Origin of the sequence: Zeaxanthinibacter enoshimensis, from assembly GCF_004362865.1 — a bacterium.
Lineage (GTDB): Bacteria > Bacteroidota > Bacteroidia > Flavobacteriales > Flavobacteriaceae > Zeaxanthinibacter > Zeaxanthinibacter enoshimensis.
In genome coordinates, this window is record NZ_SNYI01000001.1 from 1,136,644 (window position 1) to 1,155,426 (window position 18,783).

An 18,783-nucleotide genomic window follows, 5' to 3' on the forward strand; every position below is an offset into this window, starting at 1 on the left:
ACAAACATTTAAATAATTTAAAACAGAACACATGAAAAAAATATTGTTGATCACAGTTATGTCTCTGGGAAGCCTTACCGCTTTTGCCCAGGAGACCGAAGCAGAAATAAATGTTGATACTGAAGTTGCTGCTACCGCAGAAACTCAGGACGACTTCTCAGCTATCGAATTAAGTGAAGTTCCTGCTGCCATTACTGAGGCATTGTCCAGGGATTATCCTGATGCTGAGATAAATAACGCCTTCGTAAATGAAGAAGAGCAGTACAAACTGGAGGTAACCCTGGAAGATGGTAATACCGCAGAACTGTATGCAGATAGTGAAGGTAACTGGCTGGACATGTAATACCGGCTTCATAGCGAAGCGCAAATGATTATATGCAGTAGTTAGTAAGGCCCCGGGTAACCCGGGGCTTTTCTTTTTTACCCGGCAGGAGTTGATGTATTGCCTATTGAGGGTGCTGAATAATGTGTAAGAATTACACACTTTGTGCAGGCTGATCACAGAATTACACGTGTATATTATTTCAAAAAAAATTTTAAAACACTGTAAATCAGTTAATAAGGTTAAATATGATGCTTTTTAAAATGTTGGTACTATTATAGCATTAAGTAAAGTGAATTTAATTACTAAAGAAGTTTAATCTTAAAATTTACAATATGAAAAAGTTAATGTTTGCATCAGTATTAGCATTAGGTAGTTTAACCGCATTTGCACAACAGGATGCCCAATCTGTACAAGGAGAAGGAACTGAAGTAGTGGCAACTGCACAGGATAATTATTCTGAGATCGCTGTGGACGAGGTTCCAGCGGCAGTAGCAGATGCAGTAGAGAAGAACTACCCAACTGCAACTATAGATAAAGCATACAAGAACGAGGAGAACCAGTATAAGCTGGAAGTGTCTCTGCAGGACGGTACAACCGGAACGCTGTATGCTGACGAACAAGGTAACTGGCTGGAGCAGTAGAAATAACTCCGGTTTGATCTAAAAACCGAGTTATTTGTTTTGTATCAAGTTGGTTTGGTTAGAAAGGGGCTCGGTGAATCGGCCCCTTTCTTTCTACTGTGCTACGGCACCCCACATCTTGCTAAGGCAGATTTGACTGCCTGACCTTGTAACCCCGGGAAATTCTCCCGGGGTTATTTTTTTGTGTATCTCGCTATTGCGCACATCTTTTCGCATAAATAACCCCTCTCAGCATCTATTCAGCAGTACATTTGCGTACATAGGTATACAGAACGCTGCCATGCCAAAAATCCTTATAATTGAAGATGATGCTGCATTTTGCCAGATGCTACAACGCTTCCTGGGCAGGCATGGCCATGAGGTAGAAATAAGCTTCAATGCACCGGAGGCAAAAGAAGCACTTAAGAAACAGCAATTTGACCTCGTCGTAACAGATCTAAGGTTGCCCGACTATGACGGGATCCGCATGCTGAGCCATATCAAAGACACAGCCCCGGCCACCCAGGTTATCATTATGACAGGTTATGCAGAAGTAGGAACCGCGGTTTCGGCCATGAAAAAAGGTGCCTACGATTATATCTCCAAGCCATTTACACCCGAAGAAATGCTGATGGTGATCTCCAATGCGCTGCAGGCGGTGAAATCCCCGGAAAAAAAGTCCGCCCCCCGGAGCACGGAGAAAAAATCTACAGAAGATTCCCCCGGGGTAATTAAAGGCGTGAGCGAACCCTCTCGTAAGCTTTTGGAATATATTAAACTTGTAGCTCCGACCAATATGTCCGTGCTGATCACCGGGGAGAGCGGTACCGGGAAAGAGGTTACCGCAAAGGCGATCCACGATCACAGTCCCCGGAAGGATGAGAACTTTATAGCGGTAGATTGCGGGGCTATTGCCAAAGAGCTTGCTACAAGCGAATTCTTTGGACACCTGAAAGGTAGTTTTACCGGGGCCGTTGAAGATAAGATCGGTCATTTTGAAGCGGCCAATAAAGGCACTCTTTTCCTGGACGAAGTTGGTAATCTGTCTTACGAACACCAGATACAATTACTAAGGACCCTGCAGGAACGAAAGATCAAAAGGGTAGGGGGAACCAAGGAGATCGAAGTTGATGTCAGGATCATTGCGGCTACGAACGAGGACCTCCGGCAGGCCGTGGCCAAAGGAAATTTCAGGGAAGACCTGTACCACAGGCTGAACGAATTTTCTATTGCTATTCCTTCATTATCCGAACGCTTTGAGGATCTCTTACTTTTTGCAGACGCGTTCCTGCAGCAGGCTAATGACGCCCTGGAAAAGGAAGTCATGGGGTTTTCCGACGAGGTGATAGAGGCTTTTCAGCGTTACCACTGGCCGGGTAACCTGCGCGAATTGCGGAATGTGATCAAACGGGCCGTACTGCTGACCACTACAGATGAGGTGGCCGTGGAATCCCTGCCCCAGGAAGTACTTATGGCCAAGAATGACGTGGCGGCCATCGATGATTTTTCAAAGGCAGATTTTGAAAAGGAACGCATCGTTAATGCTTTAAAGAAAACCAATTTCAACAAGACAAAGGCTGCCAAATTGTTGCAGGTGACACGCAAGACCCTGTACAACAAGATCAACCATTATAAGCTTGATCTCTGACCCAGCTTCTCTTCCATTAAAACAAGGATCTTTTCTGTTTCCCCCTTCATCTGTTCTAGTTCCTGCCCCGGGATTTCCCCTGTATTCTTATAGTTACCCGGTTGTTCCAGTCTTTCCAGGAAGGGGATAACTGATACGATGCGAAGTTGCCGGAACATAGGAAGCATCCGGTGTGCGGTGTTCCGCAAAAGGGTTATGTCCTTGTCCTGGATGGCCTGTTGCATTAAACCCAGGTTTTCCCGTGTGTCCTGTATAAAAGTGATCAGTACCTCGTTGATCACATCCTCGTTCTCACCGAGGAAGGATTTCAGGAGGTCCAGCTGGTAGAAGGCCGGTAGCGCTTTCTTTCTTTCCCCATCCGGCTCCTTAACGGGTGTATGCAGCTCCAGTTCCAAAAGACGACCCAGTACCTCAAGCAACTGGTTCCTGGAAAATGGCTTCTGTAAGACAGCGGCAAAACCTTCCTGCTTGTAATGTTCTTCTTCCAGGTCCCGTCTCCCTGTCATGGCGATGACCGGCTGCTCCTTGTAATGGGAAAAATGTCCCTGCCTAAGAGAACTGAGCACTTCAAACCCATCTGTCCCGGGCATCTGGATGTCTGTGAGTACAGCCCGGTAAGTGAGGGCACCATCTCGTGGGATTTTCTTAAAATCATCATAGGTTAGAGCTTCGATATTCATCTGAAGGCACAGTTCTTTCAACAATTTCAGCATGGCCGTATCATCGTCAATGATCAGTATCCCGAAATTCTCTGGAACACTTTTCTTTTCCGTTTTCACCTTATCCTGTACCTGCATCTGGGTAAGCTCCAGCGGTATTTGCAGGAAAAAGGAGCTTCCTTTACCCAGTTCGCTTTTAAGGGAAAGCGAACCTCCCAACAGCCCGGCAAGTTTTTTGGAAATAGTCAGTCCTAACCCGTAGCCTCCATAGCGTTTCTCGGTCTGCTCTTCGGCTTGTGTGAATTCCCGGAAAATAAGGTCTTGCTTAGATTTATCGATCCCTATACCTGTGTCTGACACCTCTATTACTACCTGCAGGTGGTTACTCCTTTGTTGTTTTACTGTAGCTTTTACCCGGATGTGTCCTTTCTCCGTAAACTTAAAAGCATTGCCGAGCAGGTTAGTGATGATCTGCCGGATCCGGAACGGGTCACCGAGAACCGGCAAATCCAGCGGGCTATCTACCGAGACCTGCAATTCCACCGCTTCCTTTCCTTTATAGACAGCCCGGAGATTATCTGCCGTTTCATGGATAAGGTTTTCCAGAATAAAAGGAACTTTTTCAAGATGTACCTTCCCTGCTTCCAGCCTCGAGAAGTCGAGCAAATCGTTTACCAGCTGGTCTACATAGCGCGAGGCGGACTTTATCTGGGTGAGGTAGGATTTTTGTTTCCGGTCAAGGCTGGAGTGTTCCATAAGTTCAGAATACCCGCTGATGGTGTTCAGCGGGGTACGCAGGTCATGGCTCACCGTGGCGATCAGCTGCTCCCGGCTCCGCAACAGCGACTCGGAGTACTTCTTTTCCTTTTCGAGCTTTTGGCGGTAGGATTGAACCCTCCAGAAATCCCTGTAGATAAGGAAGGTGAAAATACCCACGATGACCAGCCCCATCATGGCTGCAATGCCTGCTACCCGCATACTTCTCCTGAAAAGGGTCCGCTTGTTCTGGTTATCGTTTATAGAATTTATAAGGATTTCCTGTTCAATAGCGGCAATGATACTTCTTAGTTGCTGCGAAAGTTCCAGATCGTTCCTCACGATCTCTTTTTCTTTGTCGGCCAGTGACTTCTGGCTTAGAGATTCTTTCTGTTTGGCCTGGGTAAGTAGCTGGCGTGAGATCTGCAGGATAGAATCGAGCTGGCGACTGTCCACCCGGTCACCTTCTTCCGGAATATTATCATTGAGGTACTTTGCCATATCCCTGATGACCTGTTGGGCTTTGGGCGAAAGCTGGTCAATATTAGGGGCCAGGGCCTCCGGTGTTATTCTGCCCAGGGAAGCTTCAAGGGAATTAAATTGCTGCAGGGCACTGTCAAACGAATTATCTGCCCGGTTCTTTTCCTTTAACCTGCTTAATTCGTTGTTGTTGGCCACCTTCAGGTTCAGCAGACCCTGCACGCTATCCAGTAACTGCCGCTGAAAATCGTTCTGGGTCAGCATTTTAAGCGAATCTATTTCTACCTGAATAGAATCTATGTTCTCCTTGTAGATGGCAAAATTTTCTGCGGTCCTGGTCTGGAGGGCGAGTCGTGAAAAGCTCTCGGCTTCGTATAACCGGGTCAGTAAAGAGCTTGTCCGTAACAGTTTATTATCGCTCCTGTCCGTGGATTCTGTCGAAAAATAAGTCCGGACTTCCGCGTAGAGGAGATACCCGACCACTATCGCCAGTACAGCAAGTACCAGGTAGCTCACGATGATCTTGAAAGTAACCCTCTTGTTGGATGAGTTTCTCATTCTTAATTGTATCACTCCTAAGTAAATACGGCTAACCGCGCCTATTTGATGTTCTCTATCCAATTTATTTTTTAAAATATTCTATGAAAAAGATAAGCGGGCATGTATCTTTGTGCCATCTCAAAGGGGTGCGAACTCCTGCAGTGCAAAAAGCATTGAAGGATAAGCTGAGATCATACCCAATGAACCTGCGCGGGTAATGCCGCGAAGGGATGGCCTAAATCAGCAGCCGGGCAAATACGGCAAGGATGGTGGCCTGAGATGGAGTGCCTCCTGGAACTTTAATTTCCTGCAGGGCAACATCTTTCCGGAAGGGTGGCGGCAGAACCGCACAATAATCTGATTAATAAACCAGGATAATGCCCCTTTTATTCGTCTAAAGAACAGCACGAATGAAAAGAGTGTGGACCATGATGGTCTTATTTGCCATCGCCCAGGGAATCTATTCCCAGCAAAAACAAAAGGATTCATTAGAAAGCGTAGAGATCGTACTGGACGAAGTGCTGGTGTCTGCGGTAAGGGTGACCAAGGAAACCCCGGTCACTTTCTCCAATCTCGATAAGAAAGCCCTGCAACCGCGGAACCTGGGGCAGGACATCCCTATCCTTATGAATTACCTCCCGGCTGTGGTCACCACATCTGATGCAGGTGCCGGCATAGGATACACGGGTATCCGTGTGCGGGGGAGCGATGCTACCAGGGTGAATGTCACCATCAACGGAATTCCTTATAACGACGCAGAATCCCAGGGTACATTCTGGGTGAATATGCCAGATTTTGCCAGTTCCGTGGAGAACCTGCAGCTGCAGAGGGGCGTGGGCACATCTACCAACGGCTCCGGAGCATTTGGAGCCAGCCTTAACCTGCTTACCGATGCCGTTTCCCGGGAAGCTTATGCACAGTTGTCATCTTCCGTAGGTAGTTTTAATACCCTGAAAAATACATTTAAGTTCAGTACGGGATTGTTGAATGAACACCTGGAAATTTCTGGTCGACTGTCCCGCATCAATTCAGACGGTTATATAGACAGGGCCAGGGCAGACCTCGATTCTTATTTCCTGCAGGCTGCATACCTGGATGAAAACACCCTGATCAAAGGTTTGCTTTTTGGCGGTCACGAGATCACTTACCAGGCATGGTTCGGAATAGATGCCCAAACCCTGGAGACCGACCGGACGTTTAATCCTGCAGGTGCCTATACGGATGATGACGGGCAGCTGAGGTTTTATGATAATGAAGTGGATAATTACAAACAGGACCACGCGCAGCTCCATTGGAATCAGAGGCTGTCCACGAACTGGAGAACTAATCTATCCTTTCACTTTACCCGCGGCAGGGGGTATTTTGAACAATTCCGGGAAGACGACGACCTGGAAACCTACGGGATAGCACCGGCTACGATTGACGGGGAAACGGTCAGTACTACGGACCTGGTAAGGAGAAGATGGCTGGACAACGACTTTTACGGGGCGCTTTTTTCGGCCGAATATGAAAATGAGAGGTTTAACCTGATCCTGGGAAGCGGATACCATATCTATGAAGGCCTTCACTACGGAGAAGTGATATGGGCGCAATATGCCGGGGATCTGGAATACCAGGACAGGTATTATGACGATGATTCCCGGAAGACCGATCTTAATTTCTATGCCAAAGCCACTTTTACCCTGGACGAGCAGTGGAGTCTGTATGGCGACCTGCAGTACAGGGGTGTAGCTTACCGGGCAAATGGGGATGACACCGGCCTGGTAGACGACACTTTTAATTTCTTTAATCCTAAGTTCGGTCTTACCTACGATCTGGATGCGAACAACAATTTCTACCTCTCTTACGCCCGTGCCAACCGGGAACCCAACCGGAATGATTATGAGAACGGGAATCCCAGGCCGGAACAACTGGACGATATCGAGCTGGGATGGAGATTTGTCAGCCCTTTTGTTACCCTGAATACCAATTTCTATTATATGCAGTATAAGGACCAGTTGGTACTGACCGGCGAACTGAACGATGTGGGGGCTCCGTTACGTGCAAACGTGGGGGATAGTTATCGTACCGGGCTGGAAATTGATGCCAGCATGCGATTGACGGATAAGTTGCTATGGCAACCGAACCTGGCGCTCAGCATTAACAGGAACCAGGATTTTGTCTTCCAGAGAGACGGGGAACTGCAGCAGCTGGGGGATACCAGGATCGCCTACTCGCCGGGAGTGGTGGCTGGGAGTGTACTTACCTATATGCCCACCGGTAATTTCCAGGCTTCGTTACTCGCTAAATACGTCGGGGAACAGTACATGGGAAATATAGATTCTGCGGCTTCAGTGCTGGAGGCCTATGGTACGGCGGATCTGAACCTGCAGTATACCTTTGATTTTGACCGCATCCTTAAAAAACTGGTACTTACCGGGCTGGTCAATAATATCTTCGATACCCAGTATGTGTCCAATGGATATTTCTTTACCTATGATGACGATTTCACAAACCCCGGAACCATCACTACGATAGAAGGAGCGGGTTATTACCCGCAAGCCGGGATCAACTTCCTGCTGGGGGCTACGCTGCAGTTCTGATCGGTAACAAAACCCTGAAAAAAACCGTTTCCGGACATAGCTGCCTGGGGCGGTTTTTTCGTATATGATAAAAACAGCTGCATTGAAACAAGCCCCTTCTTTTGGGAGTAAGCTCCGGAATAATATTGTCATGGTCCCGGAATGTATATCGGAAGCTTCCGGGATATTAGTATTTGGCCAGGTCCTGAAGTCCTTCCTCTTTTCCACGGATGTAGCGATCATAAGGAACACCAACGCCAATGCAATAATTGCTGTTTATCCTTTTACCCCACAGCCTACCATATCCCAGGCACTTATCCTGGCCGCAGATAAACCTATCTTTTGCGGGGTGGGAGGTGGAGTGACCACCGGGGAACGATCGCTGGCGCTTGCCCTGCATGCCGAGTTCCAGGGGGCACTGGGCGTAGTACTTAACAAGCCTACACCCAATAAACTCATAGAAAAACTCAAGGATACCATCGATATCCCGGTCACCGTAACCGTAGTTTCCCTCAAGGATGATATCCGCGGCAGGATCGCGGCCGGGGTGGATATCCTCAATGTTTCAGGGGCAGAGTGTACTCCGGATATTATCATGAAGATCAGGGATATTGCCCCGGACATCAGTATCATTGCCACCGGCGGAAAGACAGAGGAAAGTATAATGAATGCCATAAATGCAGGAGCCAATGCCATCTCTTATACCCCGCCAAGTACAGGTACCCTTTTCCGGGAGGTGATGCAGCGTTACCGCTCAGAATAAATCTTTAATTAGAGATCAGGATAACATTACCGCTTCGCGTAGCGCGGTATTCCAGCATGTCATAATAGCGATTTCCGTCGTCAGGCCTGTTGAGGAGTTGCCCGGTAAAAAGGCTGTACCGGAAATTGTCACAACCGCATTCTGCCACCTGCCCGTCCTGTTCCAGGGTAGAGCATTCATTAGGAGAGTGGTTGGGACATGAAGCTTCAAAGGCACGGTAGGTGCTAAAGCCTGTATTAGTCACATATACTCCCCTGATTCCCACCCCCTGCGTATTGATATAGACAGAATTCCCATCGTTGTTAAGGGCACTGTACAGGGGCAGGTTGGTGTTCACTTCAAAGCGGAAACCGATCTCCGGTAGGAAAGGATTCCTGTTCGTACCGTCACTGGAGCAGGAGAAGGTCAGTAATAATAAAAGGGCTGATAGACAGCGGGATATGTGTGGGAACGATTTCATATTTAGGGTACAAAAGTGAGCAAAAATTATGTATATTTGCGTTAAATCCTCTTGAAAAAAGAGGATTTTCCTATTAGGGTACCTAGGTATCAACTTCCACTCTACAAGCGTTGAGGTAACTGCCGCAGGCAGGCAATTTAAAGGTGTCCAGGATTGGTGACTGCTTTCGTGGCGGACAGTAATGTAGCATCCATTGTAAGTTACAACTGGGTGATCATGGGGATTTCGAAGAAGTAATTCCTGAAATTGAATTAGTTATGAGTAATGTTTCTTATTATACGGCAGAAGGCTTACAAAAGCTGAAAGATGAACTTAACCATCTCAGGGACGTAGAAAGGCCAAAAGCATCACAGGCTATTGCCGAGGCCCGTGATAAAGGGGATCTTTCGGAGAACGCAGAATACGATGCAGCCAAAGAGGCCCAGGGATTGCTGGAACTCAAGATAGCGAAACTGGAAGAGGTGGTAGCCAATGCTAGGTTGATCGATGAATCCCAGTTGGATACTTCCAAGGTGTTGGTATTATCTACAGTGAAACTGAAGAACCAGCAGAATGGCATGGTGCTGAACTACACCCTTGTGTCAGAAAGCGAAGCAGACCTGAAGGCCGGGAAGATTTCCGTGACTTCACCTATTGGTAAAGGGTTGCTCGGTAAGCGCGTTGGGGAAGTGGCCGAAATACAGGTTCCCAATGGAACATTGAAGTTTGATATACTGGAGATCAGCAGGAATTAATTCTCCACGTAAATATGTTATCCCATCCTTTGTTGTTTTCAGCAAAGGATTTTTTATTTTAGTTCACCTAACTGGGCCGCAGATCACCGGTCCGTAATATCAAAAAGATGCCCAGCCTGTTTACCAAGATTATCAATGGCGAGATCCCTTGCTATAAGATCGCAGAAGATGACAACTACTTCGCTTTCCTGGATATCAATCCCAATGCCGAAGGTCATACCCTCTGCGTCCCGAAACAGGAGGTTGATAAGATCATGGACATGGAGGAAGAGGCGTACATGGGTTTAATGGCCTTTTCCAGGAAAATAGGAAAGGCGATCGAAAAAGCAATTCCATGTAAACGAGTAGGTATGGCCGTAATCGGCCTTGAGGTCCCTCATGTTCATGTGCACCTGATACCGCTTCAGAGTATGCAGAATGCAACTTTTCAGCATAAGGTTTCTTTAGAACAGGAAGAATTTGAAGCTATTGCCAAAAAGATCAGGGAAGCCCTGGAGTAGGGCTGCTATTCTGGGAACCCTCCTTGAATGAACATATAAGTGCCCGCCCCGACCAGTACTATCAGCAACAGCATTAATACATAGAACAAAGTGGTAAATCGTATGGATGACCGGTTTGGGCTAACCAGTTTCTGGTAGTATTCAAAAGTGCGGTCTATGTCCTGGGTCCACTGTACCGGGTAGATCACGGAACCGCATTTCCTGCATTGGATTTCGTGGCTGAGATTTCGCGTTGTCCGGTGAAATAGTTTTCCATAACTCTCCTTCTGGTAAAAAGTAAGCCGCAGGTCCTGGGCAAAGCATTCAGGACAATTATTGGTCAGGTCAGCCTCTTTTAATACGATCAGTTTTTCCTTCATCATGACGAGCCTAAAGATTTTAAAGAGATCTGCATAATAGTGCCTTCCTTGCTCGAGCTAAGCACTTTGATCTTTCCTTGGTGGTATTCCTCAACGATTCTTTTGACCAGGGAGAGACCCAGACCCCATCCGCGTTTCTTGGAAGTGAAACCTGGGGTGAAGATAGAGTTGTAATCTCCTTTGGCTATACCATGACCGGTATCGGAGACGAGGATTTGGACATACTTCCCGTCCGGTAGGATCTCGATAGAGATATGCCCTTTTCCCTTCATGGCATCAATGCCGTTCTTCACCAAATTCTCTATGGTCCAGTTATACAAAGAACGGTTCAAAAGTACGGGAAAATTTTCGACTTTGGAATGGAATGAAAAGTGGATGAGCTTGGAGCTCCTCAGCTTCAGGTAGTCGTAAGCCTGCCTGGTTTCTTCAACGATATCCGCCGGTTCCAGTTTGGGGAGGCTCCCGATCTTAGAGAAGCGTTCCGTAATGGTTTGTAACCTGCTGATATCCTTATCAATTTCGGAGGTGATTGCAGGGTTGATGTTCTCTGCCCTTAACAGCTCGTTCCAGCCGAGAAGCGAGGTTAGCGGTGTTCCGATCTGGTGCGCTGTCTCCTTTGCCATCCCTGCCCATAGCTTATTCTGTTCAGAGGCCTTGTTGGTCCGGAAAAAGAAGAAGATGACTGCCCCGAAGAGGAAAATGATCAGCAACAGGGCGATGGGGTAATATTTCAGTTTGTTAAGTACCTCGGAATTCCCGTAATATAGAGTGGCCAGGTGTTCTCCTTTATAATCTATTGCAATGGGAGTGTTCTCTTCCCGGAACCTTTCTATCTGCTTTTGAACGTATTCGGGGTCCGATACCGCATCTTCCTCCATATTGTTTGTCTTGATAGAACCATCCTGGTTCACCAGTATCATAGGAGTGGCAGTATTATTCTGGAAGATCTTGACGTGCAGGTTACCCAGGTCCCGGTCCTCTGAAGACTGCAATAGCTCTGACTGGGCTGTGGCCCATATCTCCATTTTGTACCGTTCTTCCTCTTTAAATTTTTTAAAGAAACTGTTCGTATTCCAAAGGATCAGGCTAACGATCACGAAGGAGGCGATCAGCAAAAAAATATTCGAGGTTTTCCTGGGTCGGCTGAATTTCATCAGGGCTGTTCTTTGCGAATTTAAAGATAAACCAAATTGGGGGACCGCGATGGTTTTCACCTCTTAATCCGGTTTTATATAGCCTACAAATTACGTACATTTGCCACCTATGCAAGAGATGATCACAATTAGTCCCAATGAAGTTGCAACCCCTGAGTTACATGGGTATCTGCTGGGAGCCGTGGGCCCCAGGCCTATAGCGTTTGCAAGCACTGTGGATGCTGAGGGCAGACCTAATCTCTCGCCTTTCAGCTTCTTTAATGTATTCAGCGCAAACCCGCCCGTGATGATCTTTTCACCTGCCAGGAGGGTACGCAATAATACGACCAAGCATACCCTGGAAAATATCCTTAAAACCAAGGAAGTGGTTATCAATATCGTGAACTACGATATGGTTCAGCAGATGTCTCTTTCGAGCACAGAATACCCGGAGGGTGAGAACGAGTTCGTTAAGGCAGGGCTGACAATGCTTCCTTCAGAAATAGTAAAACCATTCCGCGTGGGAGAATCACCGGTGCAGTTTGAATGTCGTGTGACCAAGGTTGAAGCTTTGGGGTATGAAGGGGGCGCAGGAAATTTAATTTTCTCGGAAGTAGTTAAAATACATATCCATAAGTCTATCCTGGATGAAAATGGCAGTATAGACCAGCATAAGATCGACCAGGTAGCCAGGATGGGAGGAAATTGGTACAGTCGTGCCAATAAAGGAATGTTCGAGGTGCCTAAACCTTTATCTACCCTGGGAATTGGTATAGACGCTATCCCGGAAAGGATCAGGCACAGCAAGCTTCTGACTGGAAATGACCTCGGTAAACTGGGCAACGTGGAAGAACTTCCCGCTACAGAAGAAGTGGCTGCTTTTGTGGAGGAAAAGAAAGAACTGAAAGAAATCATCCGTGCCGGTGATGAAGAGAGAAGGTTCAGAATGGCACAAGAATATTTAAACAATAATGACATGCTTTCTGCCTGGAAAGTATTGTTGGCAAACAATTAGAAGATGGAATTAGAAGGAACGATCAAATTAATCGGCGAAACCAAAACATTTGGAAATAATGGTTTCCGGAAGCGTGAAGTGGTAATTACTACCGATGAGCAATATCCCCAGACCATTATGGTCGAGTTTGTACAGGACAAGACAGACCTGCTGAACAACTTTAAGCCGGGACAACCGGTAAAGATCAGCATCAACCTGAGGGGTCGCGAATGGACCAACCCACAGGGAGAGGTCAAATACTTCAACTCTATCCAGGGTTGGAGAATAGAAGCCGCACAGGCTGAACAAGGTGATGGGAATATCCCTCCGGTTCCTCCTATGGAGGCCTTTGAACCGGCTGATGACCTGAACGAGGAAGATCACGATGACCTTCCGTTCTAAGATTAAAAACTTTGGGATGATCCGGCCTGATGCTTTTGTCCTGGCCGGATCTCACCCTGTTATATGAAACTTACCAGGGCCATAGAAACGGTTTTCAGGAGGTACTTGCCTTCTCCTTTTACCATAGCCGTACTACTGACCCTTTTTACTATCCTGCTTGCCTGGATCGCAACAGATGCCCCTGGATCGGGATCGCACCTGGGATCTGTTCTCTCGCATTGGGAATCCGGGATCTGGAATACAGGTCTGTTGGTCTTTGCTTACCAGATGATGCTGATCCTGGTGCTCGGACATGTCCTGGTATTGAGCAGACCGGTAGAGAAACTAATTCAGAAGATTACAGGCTTGGTCAGCAACCCGGCGAATGCAGCCCTGTTGGTAGCATTGCCTACTATGCTGGTTTCCTTTTTTAACTGGGGACTTGGACTGATCTTCGGCGCTCTCCTGGCACGGAAAGTGGGGGAATATGCCCAGGAAGCCGGTATTCCTGTCAACTACCCCCTGGTAGGTGCCTGCGGATACCTGGGGCTGATGGTATGGCATGGTGGCATCAGTGGATCTGCACCCATCAAAGCTTCAGAGGAAGGTCATATCACAGAACTGTTGCAGTTATCCGGTAACGAGGAACTGCTTTCTGCCCTGCCTGGAAGTATACCTACCTCCTTCACTGTTTTCAGTACCTCTAACCTGCTGATCTTTGTCGCAGTCCTGATCGCTATCTCCGGCATTGCATATTACCTGGGGAGGAACACGAATAGTACACCTACTTCCCTGCCCGCTCTCACTATGGAGAAAGAAAAGGAAACAGAGGCCATCGGTTCTGAAAAGCTGGACAGGTCTCCCTGGCTTTCTGCGGTCTTCGGACTTCTTATTCTCGGGGTATTCTGCCTGCAATACACCTCGTTCCTGCTTGCCCTGAATATCACCCCTGATATGCTTAATTTCTTTATGCTGGGGCTGGCTTTGCTGTTGCATGGAAGCCTGGCAAATTTCGGCCGTGCTGTTGAAGCTGCCATAGGAGATACGGCCGGTATACTCATCCAGTTTCCTTTGTATTTCGGGATTATGGGCATTATGGCCGGGACCGGGATGATCGGTGATATTTCAGATTTTTTCGCGTCGGTTGCTAACAGTACTACATTACCGATACTAACCTTTTTCAGCGCTGGCCTTGTCAACGTTTTTGTTCCCAGCGGGGGAGGTCAGTGGGCGGTCCAGGGTCCCCTGGTAATCGAATCAGCCCTTCAACTCGGGGTGCCTCTGCCGAAGGCCCTGATGGCGCTTGCCTACGGGGACCAGGTAACTAATATGCTGCAGCCTTTCTGGGCATTGCCACTGCTGGCGATCACAAAACTCAAAGCCAGTGAGATACTGCCTTACACTTTGATGTTTATGCTGGTCGGATCAGTGATCTACCTGACCGGTCTCCTGCTTTTTTAGCCTAAATTTGCGTAAAAGCTATATCCGTGAATAATTCTCCTGATTCCATAGCATTCCTGACCAAGGCACTGGTTTTTCCGCCCATTGAAAATGCCAATTCCGAGGGCCTGCTGGCAGTAGGGGGAGACCTTTCTGCAGACCGACTTTTGCTGGCCTACCGCAGTGGGATTTTTCCTTGGTTCAATGAAGATTCACTGATCCTCTGGTGGAGTCCTGATCCCCGGATGGTACTTTTTCCGGGAGAATTGAAAATTTCCAAGAGCCTCGGGCGGACGCTCCGGAAAAATATTTTTAAAGTGACCCGGAACCAATGTTTTCCAGAGGTAATAAAAAAATGTTCGGCCGTCCCCAGGCCGGGGCAGGATGGGACCTGGATCACTGCGGGAATGCAACAGGCGTATTCGGAACTCCACCGGCGTGGTATTGCCGTGTCTTATGAAGTTTGGTCCGGGGACGAATTAGTAGGGGGACTCTATGGTCTGCAGCTCGGGGAGGTCTTCTGTGGGGAAAGTATGTTCAGTACGGCCAGTGATGCTTCAAAAGTGGCTCTTGTTCAGCTGGTGAGTGATTGCCTGGACAATGGTACAGCTCTTATAGATTGCCAGGTGTATACCAGCCACCTGGAGAGCCTGGGAGCCCGGGAAATTCCCAGGCAGGAATACTTAGAGTACCTCAGGGAGAAATAGGGGGTCGCTATGGCAGCTTTGCGTGTTGTAATGTGGAGTATGCAGGGTGATTAAACCTGGTGGTAGCGAAAACAGTCTGTTTCGTGATCGTTGACCATTCCGGTGGCCTGCATATGGGCATATACCACGGTGGGACCTACAAATTTAAAACCCTTCTTCTTCAGATCTTTGCTTATCCTCTCAGAAAGCGCGGTGGTTGCCGGGGCGTCCTTGTAATAAGAAATAGCATTCTTTACCGGCTTATGATCCACATAGCTCCAGATGTAATCACAGAAGCTGCCGTATTCCTCCTGTACTTTTATGAATGCCCGGGCATTGGCAACAATGGCGTTGATCTTAAGCCGGTTCCGGATGATTCCCGGATCCTGCATCAGCTCGTCCAGTTTTGACTGATCGTAAGCTGCTATCTTGCGGTAATCAAAATCGTCAAAGGCCTTCCTGAAATTTTCGCGCTTCCGCAGTATAGTGATCCAGCTCAGCCCTGCCTGGAAAGTCTCCAGGATCAGGAATTCGAACATAGTGGGGTCATCCCGAACCGGTACTCCCCATTCCCGGTCGTGGTACTCTTCATACAGTGCATCCCCTACACACCAGCCACAGCGTTTTACTTCCATACCTAAATATAGATAATCAGGCGGAATCTGGAACGCTGTTCAATTCAGGTAATGCGAATAATGATAATTAACGGCTCAGTTCTCCGGACTGCAGTGCTTCCCCAACATGGGCTGTTACTTCCCTGTAGTGCCTGAAATACTGTTTCCTGTTAACAGGCTGCAGGGTGGCGACCTGGTGACCTTCCTTATCAGTGCTTACATCTGCAACCACCACGCGTATCCCGGCCAGGCTTTTATAATCCGGCAAAATTCCTTTTTTGATCAGGAAATTAGGTCTGGGGAAATCCAGGTGATTGAATTGGTTTCCTTCTGGCTGCTGAATAGTAAATTCGTCTCCTACATTTACGGTAGAATCCTGGGCTTGAATCCCGTAAATGCAGCCGAGGAGCAAAAACAGTAGTATAATTCCTTGTTTCATCTTGAGTATGATTTTAGTTTAGTATAATTTACCAAATTCCCGGGTAAATTAATAGTCCAAAAATACGAAATATGGCTGAAAAAAAAATTGAGATGACTCCCGTTTACTTGCTCTGGAAGATATAGGTGATGGTACCGATCTGGGAGGCTTTGGAATCCGGATTAAAACGGGCCCGCAAGGCGTAGGTAATAGCATTGTCGACGAGACAACCATTGCTGGTATTAGAACTGCTGGCATTATAATCGGCCGCCGTGACATACCCATTATTATCTACCGCGATATTAATAACAACGGTTCCGCCCTCGATACAAGTGTAGATTGGCGGCGGAAGCCTGTAGCTGTTGCGCCCTACCAGGGAATAGGAAACTGAGGTACGCCTTTTTGCAAGATTCTTGGTGTATTCCTTTTTCTGAGCGTCTTTCTCTCCCAGCTGCTGCAGTCGCTCTTCACGTCGTCTGGCAAGTTCTTTCAGGCCCTCTGAGAAGTCAGAGTCGGGATCGCTGTATTCGCCTTCTTCGCCGGCCTCGCTCAACTCCGTTCGTTCTTCCATGATCTCCTCCAGGGTTTTCAGGGGTTCCGGGTTGCCGAAACTAGGTTTGGCAGTTTCATTAAAGGCCATATGGGATTCAATGGGGTCAGATTGCTCCCTTTCCTCCATTTGCTTTTCCTCTTCCTCCAAAATGGCTTCCAGGTCTTCGTCAGCCAGGCTCATTTCGATCACATACTCCTCTTCCTGCTCCGCGCCAAGATGCAGATTGAACATGGTCAATATCAGGATGCCCAGCGTGAGTCCGGTAATGATAAAAGAAAGCTGTGGTCGATTCAGGTGCATAAACCTATAACCTTTTTTTTTACAAAATATTATATTTTGCTGACACCCGGGGATTTACAGTAATTAATCATTTGATGCTTCGGGGAGCAGTAATTCCCTGAATTTCTCGGGGGTCAACGCATTATTTACGTTGTAATCCCCTATTTTGGTTCTCCGGAGGCGGGTTAAATGCCCACCTGAATCCAAATACTGACCAAAATCATGTGCCAGGGACCGGATATAGGTGCCCTTGCTGCAGACGACCCGGAAATCTACTTCGGGCAGCCGGATGGCTGTGATCTCAAACTCATTTATCGTGATCAGTCGCTTTTTGATTTCCACTTCCTTTCCTTCCCGTGCAAATTCATACAGTCGCTTTCCATCCTTTTTAAGTGCTGAGAAAACAGGTGGTTTTTGGGCTATTTCGCCGGTAAAGTGATTGGCAGCTTCTTTGATGGCTTCTTTCGTAATATGGTCAACCGGGTACTCCTGGTCAACTTCAGTCTCCAGGTCATAGGAAGGAGTTGTGCCGCCCAGGGTGATGGTCCCGGTATACTCTTTGACCTGTCCCTGCAACCCCTCTATTTTCTTGGTCGCTTTCCCGGTACAGATGATCAGCAGCCCGGTGGCCAGGGGATCTAAGGTCCCGGCATGTCCCACCTTTATCTTTTTTAACTGGAATTTCCGCCGGATGGCCCATTTTATGGCATTTACAGCCTGGAACGATGACCAGTTCAAAGGTTTGTCAATGAGCAGGATCTGCCCGTCGAGGAATTTGTCTTTAGAATCGGGATTCATAAGGTAGTTTTTAGGTGAGCAGGCCATATACAAGGGCCAGGCTACCAACAATAAGGCAATAGACCGCAAAGTAGGTTAATTTACTGTTGCGTACCAGCCTGATCATCCAGGTACAGGCGATCATTCCGGAAAGGAATGCGGCCAGGAACCCGGCGGCCATGACCATGGATTGTCCGCCTTCGTAAGTCAGTTCGCCGCTGGACAGGTCTTTGATGATCTTCCCGAGGATCAGGGGAACTACCATTAGGAATGAGAAACGGGCTGCGCGGGTTTTATCTATTCCCAGGAGTACGGATGTGGAAATAGTGGCGCCACTCCTGGAAACTCCGGGGAGCATGGCTATGGCCTGGGAAACCCCTATAACAAGGGAATTCCGGAAACTGACCGGTTTCCCCGTATCCTTTGCCCTGTCAGCAAGATAGAGTAACAGTGCAGTTACCCAGAGCATAAACCCGACAAGGACTATGTTGCCTCCGAATAGTGATTCCAATTGTTCCTCAAATACCAGCCCTATGAAAACGGCAGGTATCATGGATATGATGATCTTCAGGGAGAATTGTGTCTGTTCGTTCCAGCGGAATTGCAGCAACCCGCGTACGATCTCCCACACATCTTTCCGGAATACCACCAGGGTGCTTAATGCCGTGGCAAAATGTACGACCACGGTGAATAACAGGCTGTCTTCCGGCACAGAGTTGTCTCCCAGCAATGCTTTCCCGATTTCCAGGTGACCACTGGAAGAAACAGGTAAAAATTCGGTCAGGCCCTGGATTATCCCCAGGATTATGGCATCTATTAATTCCAATTACTGCTTATTTTTTGTGAGGGTTCAGAAGGATGGCATAGATCTCTATACCCAGGCCTGCAAGAACTAGCGTAGGGGCAAGGCGGATCCGGACAAAACTGTAGATCTCCGGGTTAAAGACATTGGGGTCGTCACTGCCACCCCCGCTCATCAGGATGTACCCCAGTGCAATACACGCTATCCCGATAAACATAAAAATGTAGTTCTTCCTTTGGAAGATGAATTCCCGTTTGGTCTTATTTTCAGCTGTTTTCCTGTCTTGTTTACTCATGCTGCA

General features: G+C 47.7%; 21 protein-coding genes. 11 read left to right on the forward strand and 10 right to left on the reverse strand.

Annotated features, from left to right (window positions below; genetic code table 11):
* Positions 1 to 31 precede the first annotated feature (31 nt).
* From CLV82_RS05015 to CLV82_RS05025, 3 genes are all read left to right on the forward strand, one after another.
* Positions 32 to 343 (forward strand): hypothetical protein, encoded by a 312-nt coding sequence (locus tag CLV82_RS05015; RefSeq protein WP_133643185.1) that lies wholly within the window; start codon positions 32 to 34, stop codon positions 341 to 343.
* Positions 344 to 657: 314 nt separating this feature from the next.
* Positions 658 to 966 carry a hypothetical protein gene (locus CLV82_RS05020; protein WP_133643186.1) on the forward strand — a complete coding sequence of 103 codons (309 nt, stop codon included), beginning with the start codon at positions 658 to 660 and terminating at the stop codon, positions 964 to 966.
* 280 nt (positions 967 to 1,246) lie between these two features.
* A complete protein-coding gene (locus tag CLV82_RS05025; protein ID WP_133643187.1) occupies positions 1,247 to 2,593 on the forward strand; it encodes a sigma-54-dependent transcriptional regulator in 1,347 nt (448 codons plus the stop codon).
* Here CLV82_RS05025 and CLV82_RS05030 read toward each other — a convergent pair.
* Positions 2,575 to 5,046, reverse strand: coding sequence for an ATP-binding protein (locus tag CLV82_RS05030; protein ID WP_133643188.1), 2,472 nt, complete (start codon positions 5,044 to 5,046; stop codon positions 2,575 to 2,577). The genes CLV82_RS05025 and CLV82_RS05030 overlap by 19 nt on opposite strands.
* 392 nt (positions 5,047 to 5,438) lie before the next feature.
* Between CLV82_RS05030 and CLV82_RS05035 the strand changes: the two genes are divergently transcribed.
* A complete protein-coding gene (locus CLV82_RS05035) occupies positions 5,439 to 7,610 on the forward strand; it encodes a TonB-dependent receptor (RefSeq protein ID WP_133643189.1) in 2,172 nt (723 codons plus the stop codon).
* Positions 7,611 to 7,692: 82 nt separating this feature from the next.
* On the forward strand, positions 7,693 to 8,352 hold the full coding sequence (locus tag CLV82_RS05040) for a beta/alpha barrel domain-containing protein (RefSeq protein WP_208107967.1): 660 nt from the start codon (positions 7,693 to 7,695) through the stop codon (positions 8,350 to 8,352).
* A gap of 4 nt (positions 8,353 to 8,356) precedes the next feature.
* Here CLV82_RS05040 and CLV82_RS05045 read toward each other — a convergent pair whose 3' ends face one another.
* Positions 8,357 to 8,812: a Rieske (2Fe-2S) protein gene (locus CLV82_RS05045; protein WP_133643191.1), complete on the reverse strand. Its 456-nt coding sequence runs from the start codon at positions 8,810 to 8,812 to the stop codon at positions 8,357 to 8,359.
* A gap of 257 nt (positions 8,813 to 9,069) precedes the next feature.
* Here CLV82_RS05045 and greA point away from each other — a divergent pair, with 257 nt between their 5' ends.
* Together greA and CLV82_RS05055 are read left to right on the forward strand one after the other, a co-directional pair.
* On the forward strand, positions 9,070 to 9,546 hold the full coding sequence (gene greA, locus CLV82_RS05050; RefSeq protein WP_133643192.1) for a transcription elongation factor GreA: 477 nt from the start codon (positions 9,070 to 9,072) through the stop codon (positions 9,544 to 9,546).
* 107 nt (positions 9,547 to 9,653) lie between these two features.
* Positions 9,654 to 10,046 (forward strand): HIT family protein, encoded by a 393-nt coding sequence (locus CLV82_RS05055; protein WP_133643193.1) that lies wholly within the window; start codon positions 9,654 to 9,656, stop codon positions 10,044 to 10,046.
* Positions 10,047 to 10,051: 5 nt separating this feature from the next.
* On the opposite strand, the gene CLV82_RS05060 is transcribed toward CLV82_RS05055, so the two are convergent.
* Positions 10,052 to 10,408, reverse strand: a complete 357-nt coding sequence (locus tag CLV82_RS05060; protein WP_133643194.1) for a hypothetical protein — start codon at positions 10,406 to 10,408, stop codon at positions 10,052 to 10,054.
* Positions 10,405 to 11,559, reverse strand: coding sequence for a sensor histidine kinase (locus tag CLV82_RS05065; RefSeq protein ID WP_133643195.1), 1,155 nt, complete (start codon positions 11,557 to 11,559; stop codon positions 10,405 to 10,407). The genes CLV82_RS05060 and CLV82_RS05065 overlap by 4 nt, the downstream gene beginning before the upstream one ends.
* A gap of 118 nt (positions 11,560 to 11,677) precedes the next feature.
* Here CLV82_RS05065 and CLV82_RS05070 point away from each other — a divergent pair, with 118 nt between their 5' ends.
* From CLV82_RS05070 to aat, 4 genes are all read left to right on the forward strand, one after another.
* Positions 11,678 to 12,553 carry a flavin reductase family protein gene (locus CLV82_RS05070; RefSeq protein WP_133643468.1) on the forward strand — a complete coding sequence of 292 codons (876 nt, stop codon included), beginning with the start codon at positions 11,678 to 11,680 and terminating at the stop codon, positions 12,551 to 12,553.
* 3 nt (positions 12,554 to 12,556) lie between these two features.
* A complete protein-coding gene (locus tag CLV82_RS05075) occupies positions 12,557 to 12,934 on the forward strand; it encodes a DUF3127 domain-containing protein (protein ID WP_133643196.1) in 378 nt (125 codons plus the stop codon).
* Between the two features lie 63 nt (positions 12,935 to 12,997).
* Positions 12,998 to 14,374, forward strand: a complete 1,377-nt coding sequence (locus CLV82_RS05080; RefSeq protein WP_133643197.1) for a short-chain fatty acid transporter — start codon at positions 12,998 to 13,000, stop codon at positions 14,372 to 14,374.
* 26 nt (positions 14,375 to 14,400) lie between these two features.
* A complete protein-coding gene (aat, locus tag CLV82_RS05085; RefSeq protein ID WP_394346154.1) occupies positions 14,401 to 15,060 on the forward strand; it encodes a leucyl/phenylalanyl-tRNA--protein transferase in 660 nt (219 codons plus the stop codon).
* Positions 15,061 to 15,110: 50 nt separating this feature from the next.
* Here aat and CLV82_RS05090 read toward each other — a convergent pair whose 3' ends face one another.
* The 6 genes from CLV82_RS05090 to CLV82_RS05115 form a co-directional block, all read right to left on the reverse strand.
* Positions 15,111 to 15,674, reverse strand: a complete 564-nt coding sequence (locus CLV82_RS05090; protein WP_133643198.1) for a DNA-3-methyladenine glycosylase I — start codon at positions 15,672 to 15,674, stop codon at positions 15,111 to 15,113.
* Between the two features lie 67 nt (positions 15,675 to 15,741).
* A complete protein-coding gene (locus CLV82_RS05095; protein WP_133643199.1) occupies positions 15,742 to 16,092 on the reverse strand; it encodes a hypothetical protein in 351 nt (116 codons plus the stop codon).
* A 103-nt stretch (positions 16,093 to 16,195) separates the two neighbouring features.
* Complete coding sequence (locus CLV82_RS05100) at positions 16,196 to 16,924, reverse strand: hypothetical protein (RefSeq protein ID WP_133643200.1); 729 nt, start codon at positions 16,922 to 16,924, stop codon at positions 16,196 to 16,198.
* 63 nt (positions 16,925 to 16,987) lie between these two features.
* Entirely contained in the window at positions 16,988 to 17,701 is a 714-nt protein-coding gene (gene truB / locus CLV82_RS05105) for a tRNA pseudouridine(55) synthase TruB (RefSeq protein WP_133643201.1), read from the reverse strand.
* Between the two features lie 10 nt (positions 17,702 to 17,711).
* Positions 17,712 to 18,506: an undecaprenyl-diphosphate phosphatase gene (locus CLV82_RS05110; protein WP_133643202.1), complete on the reverse strand. Its 795-nt coding sequence runs from the start codon at positions 18,504 to 18,506 to the stop codon at positions 17,712 to 17,714.
* A 7-nt stretch (positions 18,507 to 18,513) separates the two neighbouring features.
* Positions 18,514 to 18,777 (reverse strand): DUF3098 domain-containing protein, encoded by a 264-nt coding sequence (locus tag CLV82_RS05115; protein ID WP_133643203.1) that lies wholly within the window; start codon positions 18,775 to 18,777, stop codon positions 18,514 to 18,516.
* Positions 18,778 to 18,783 lie beyond the last annotated feature (6 nt).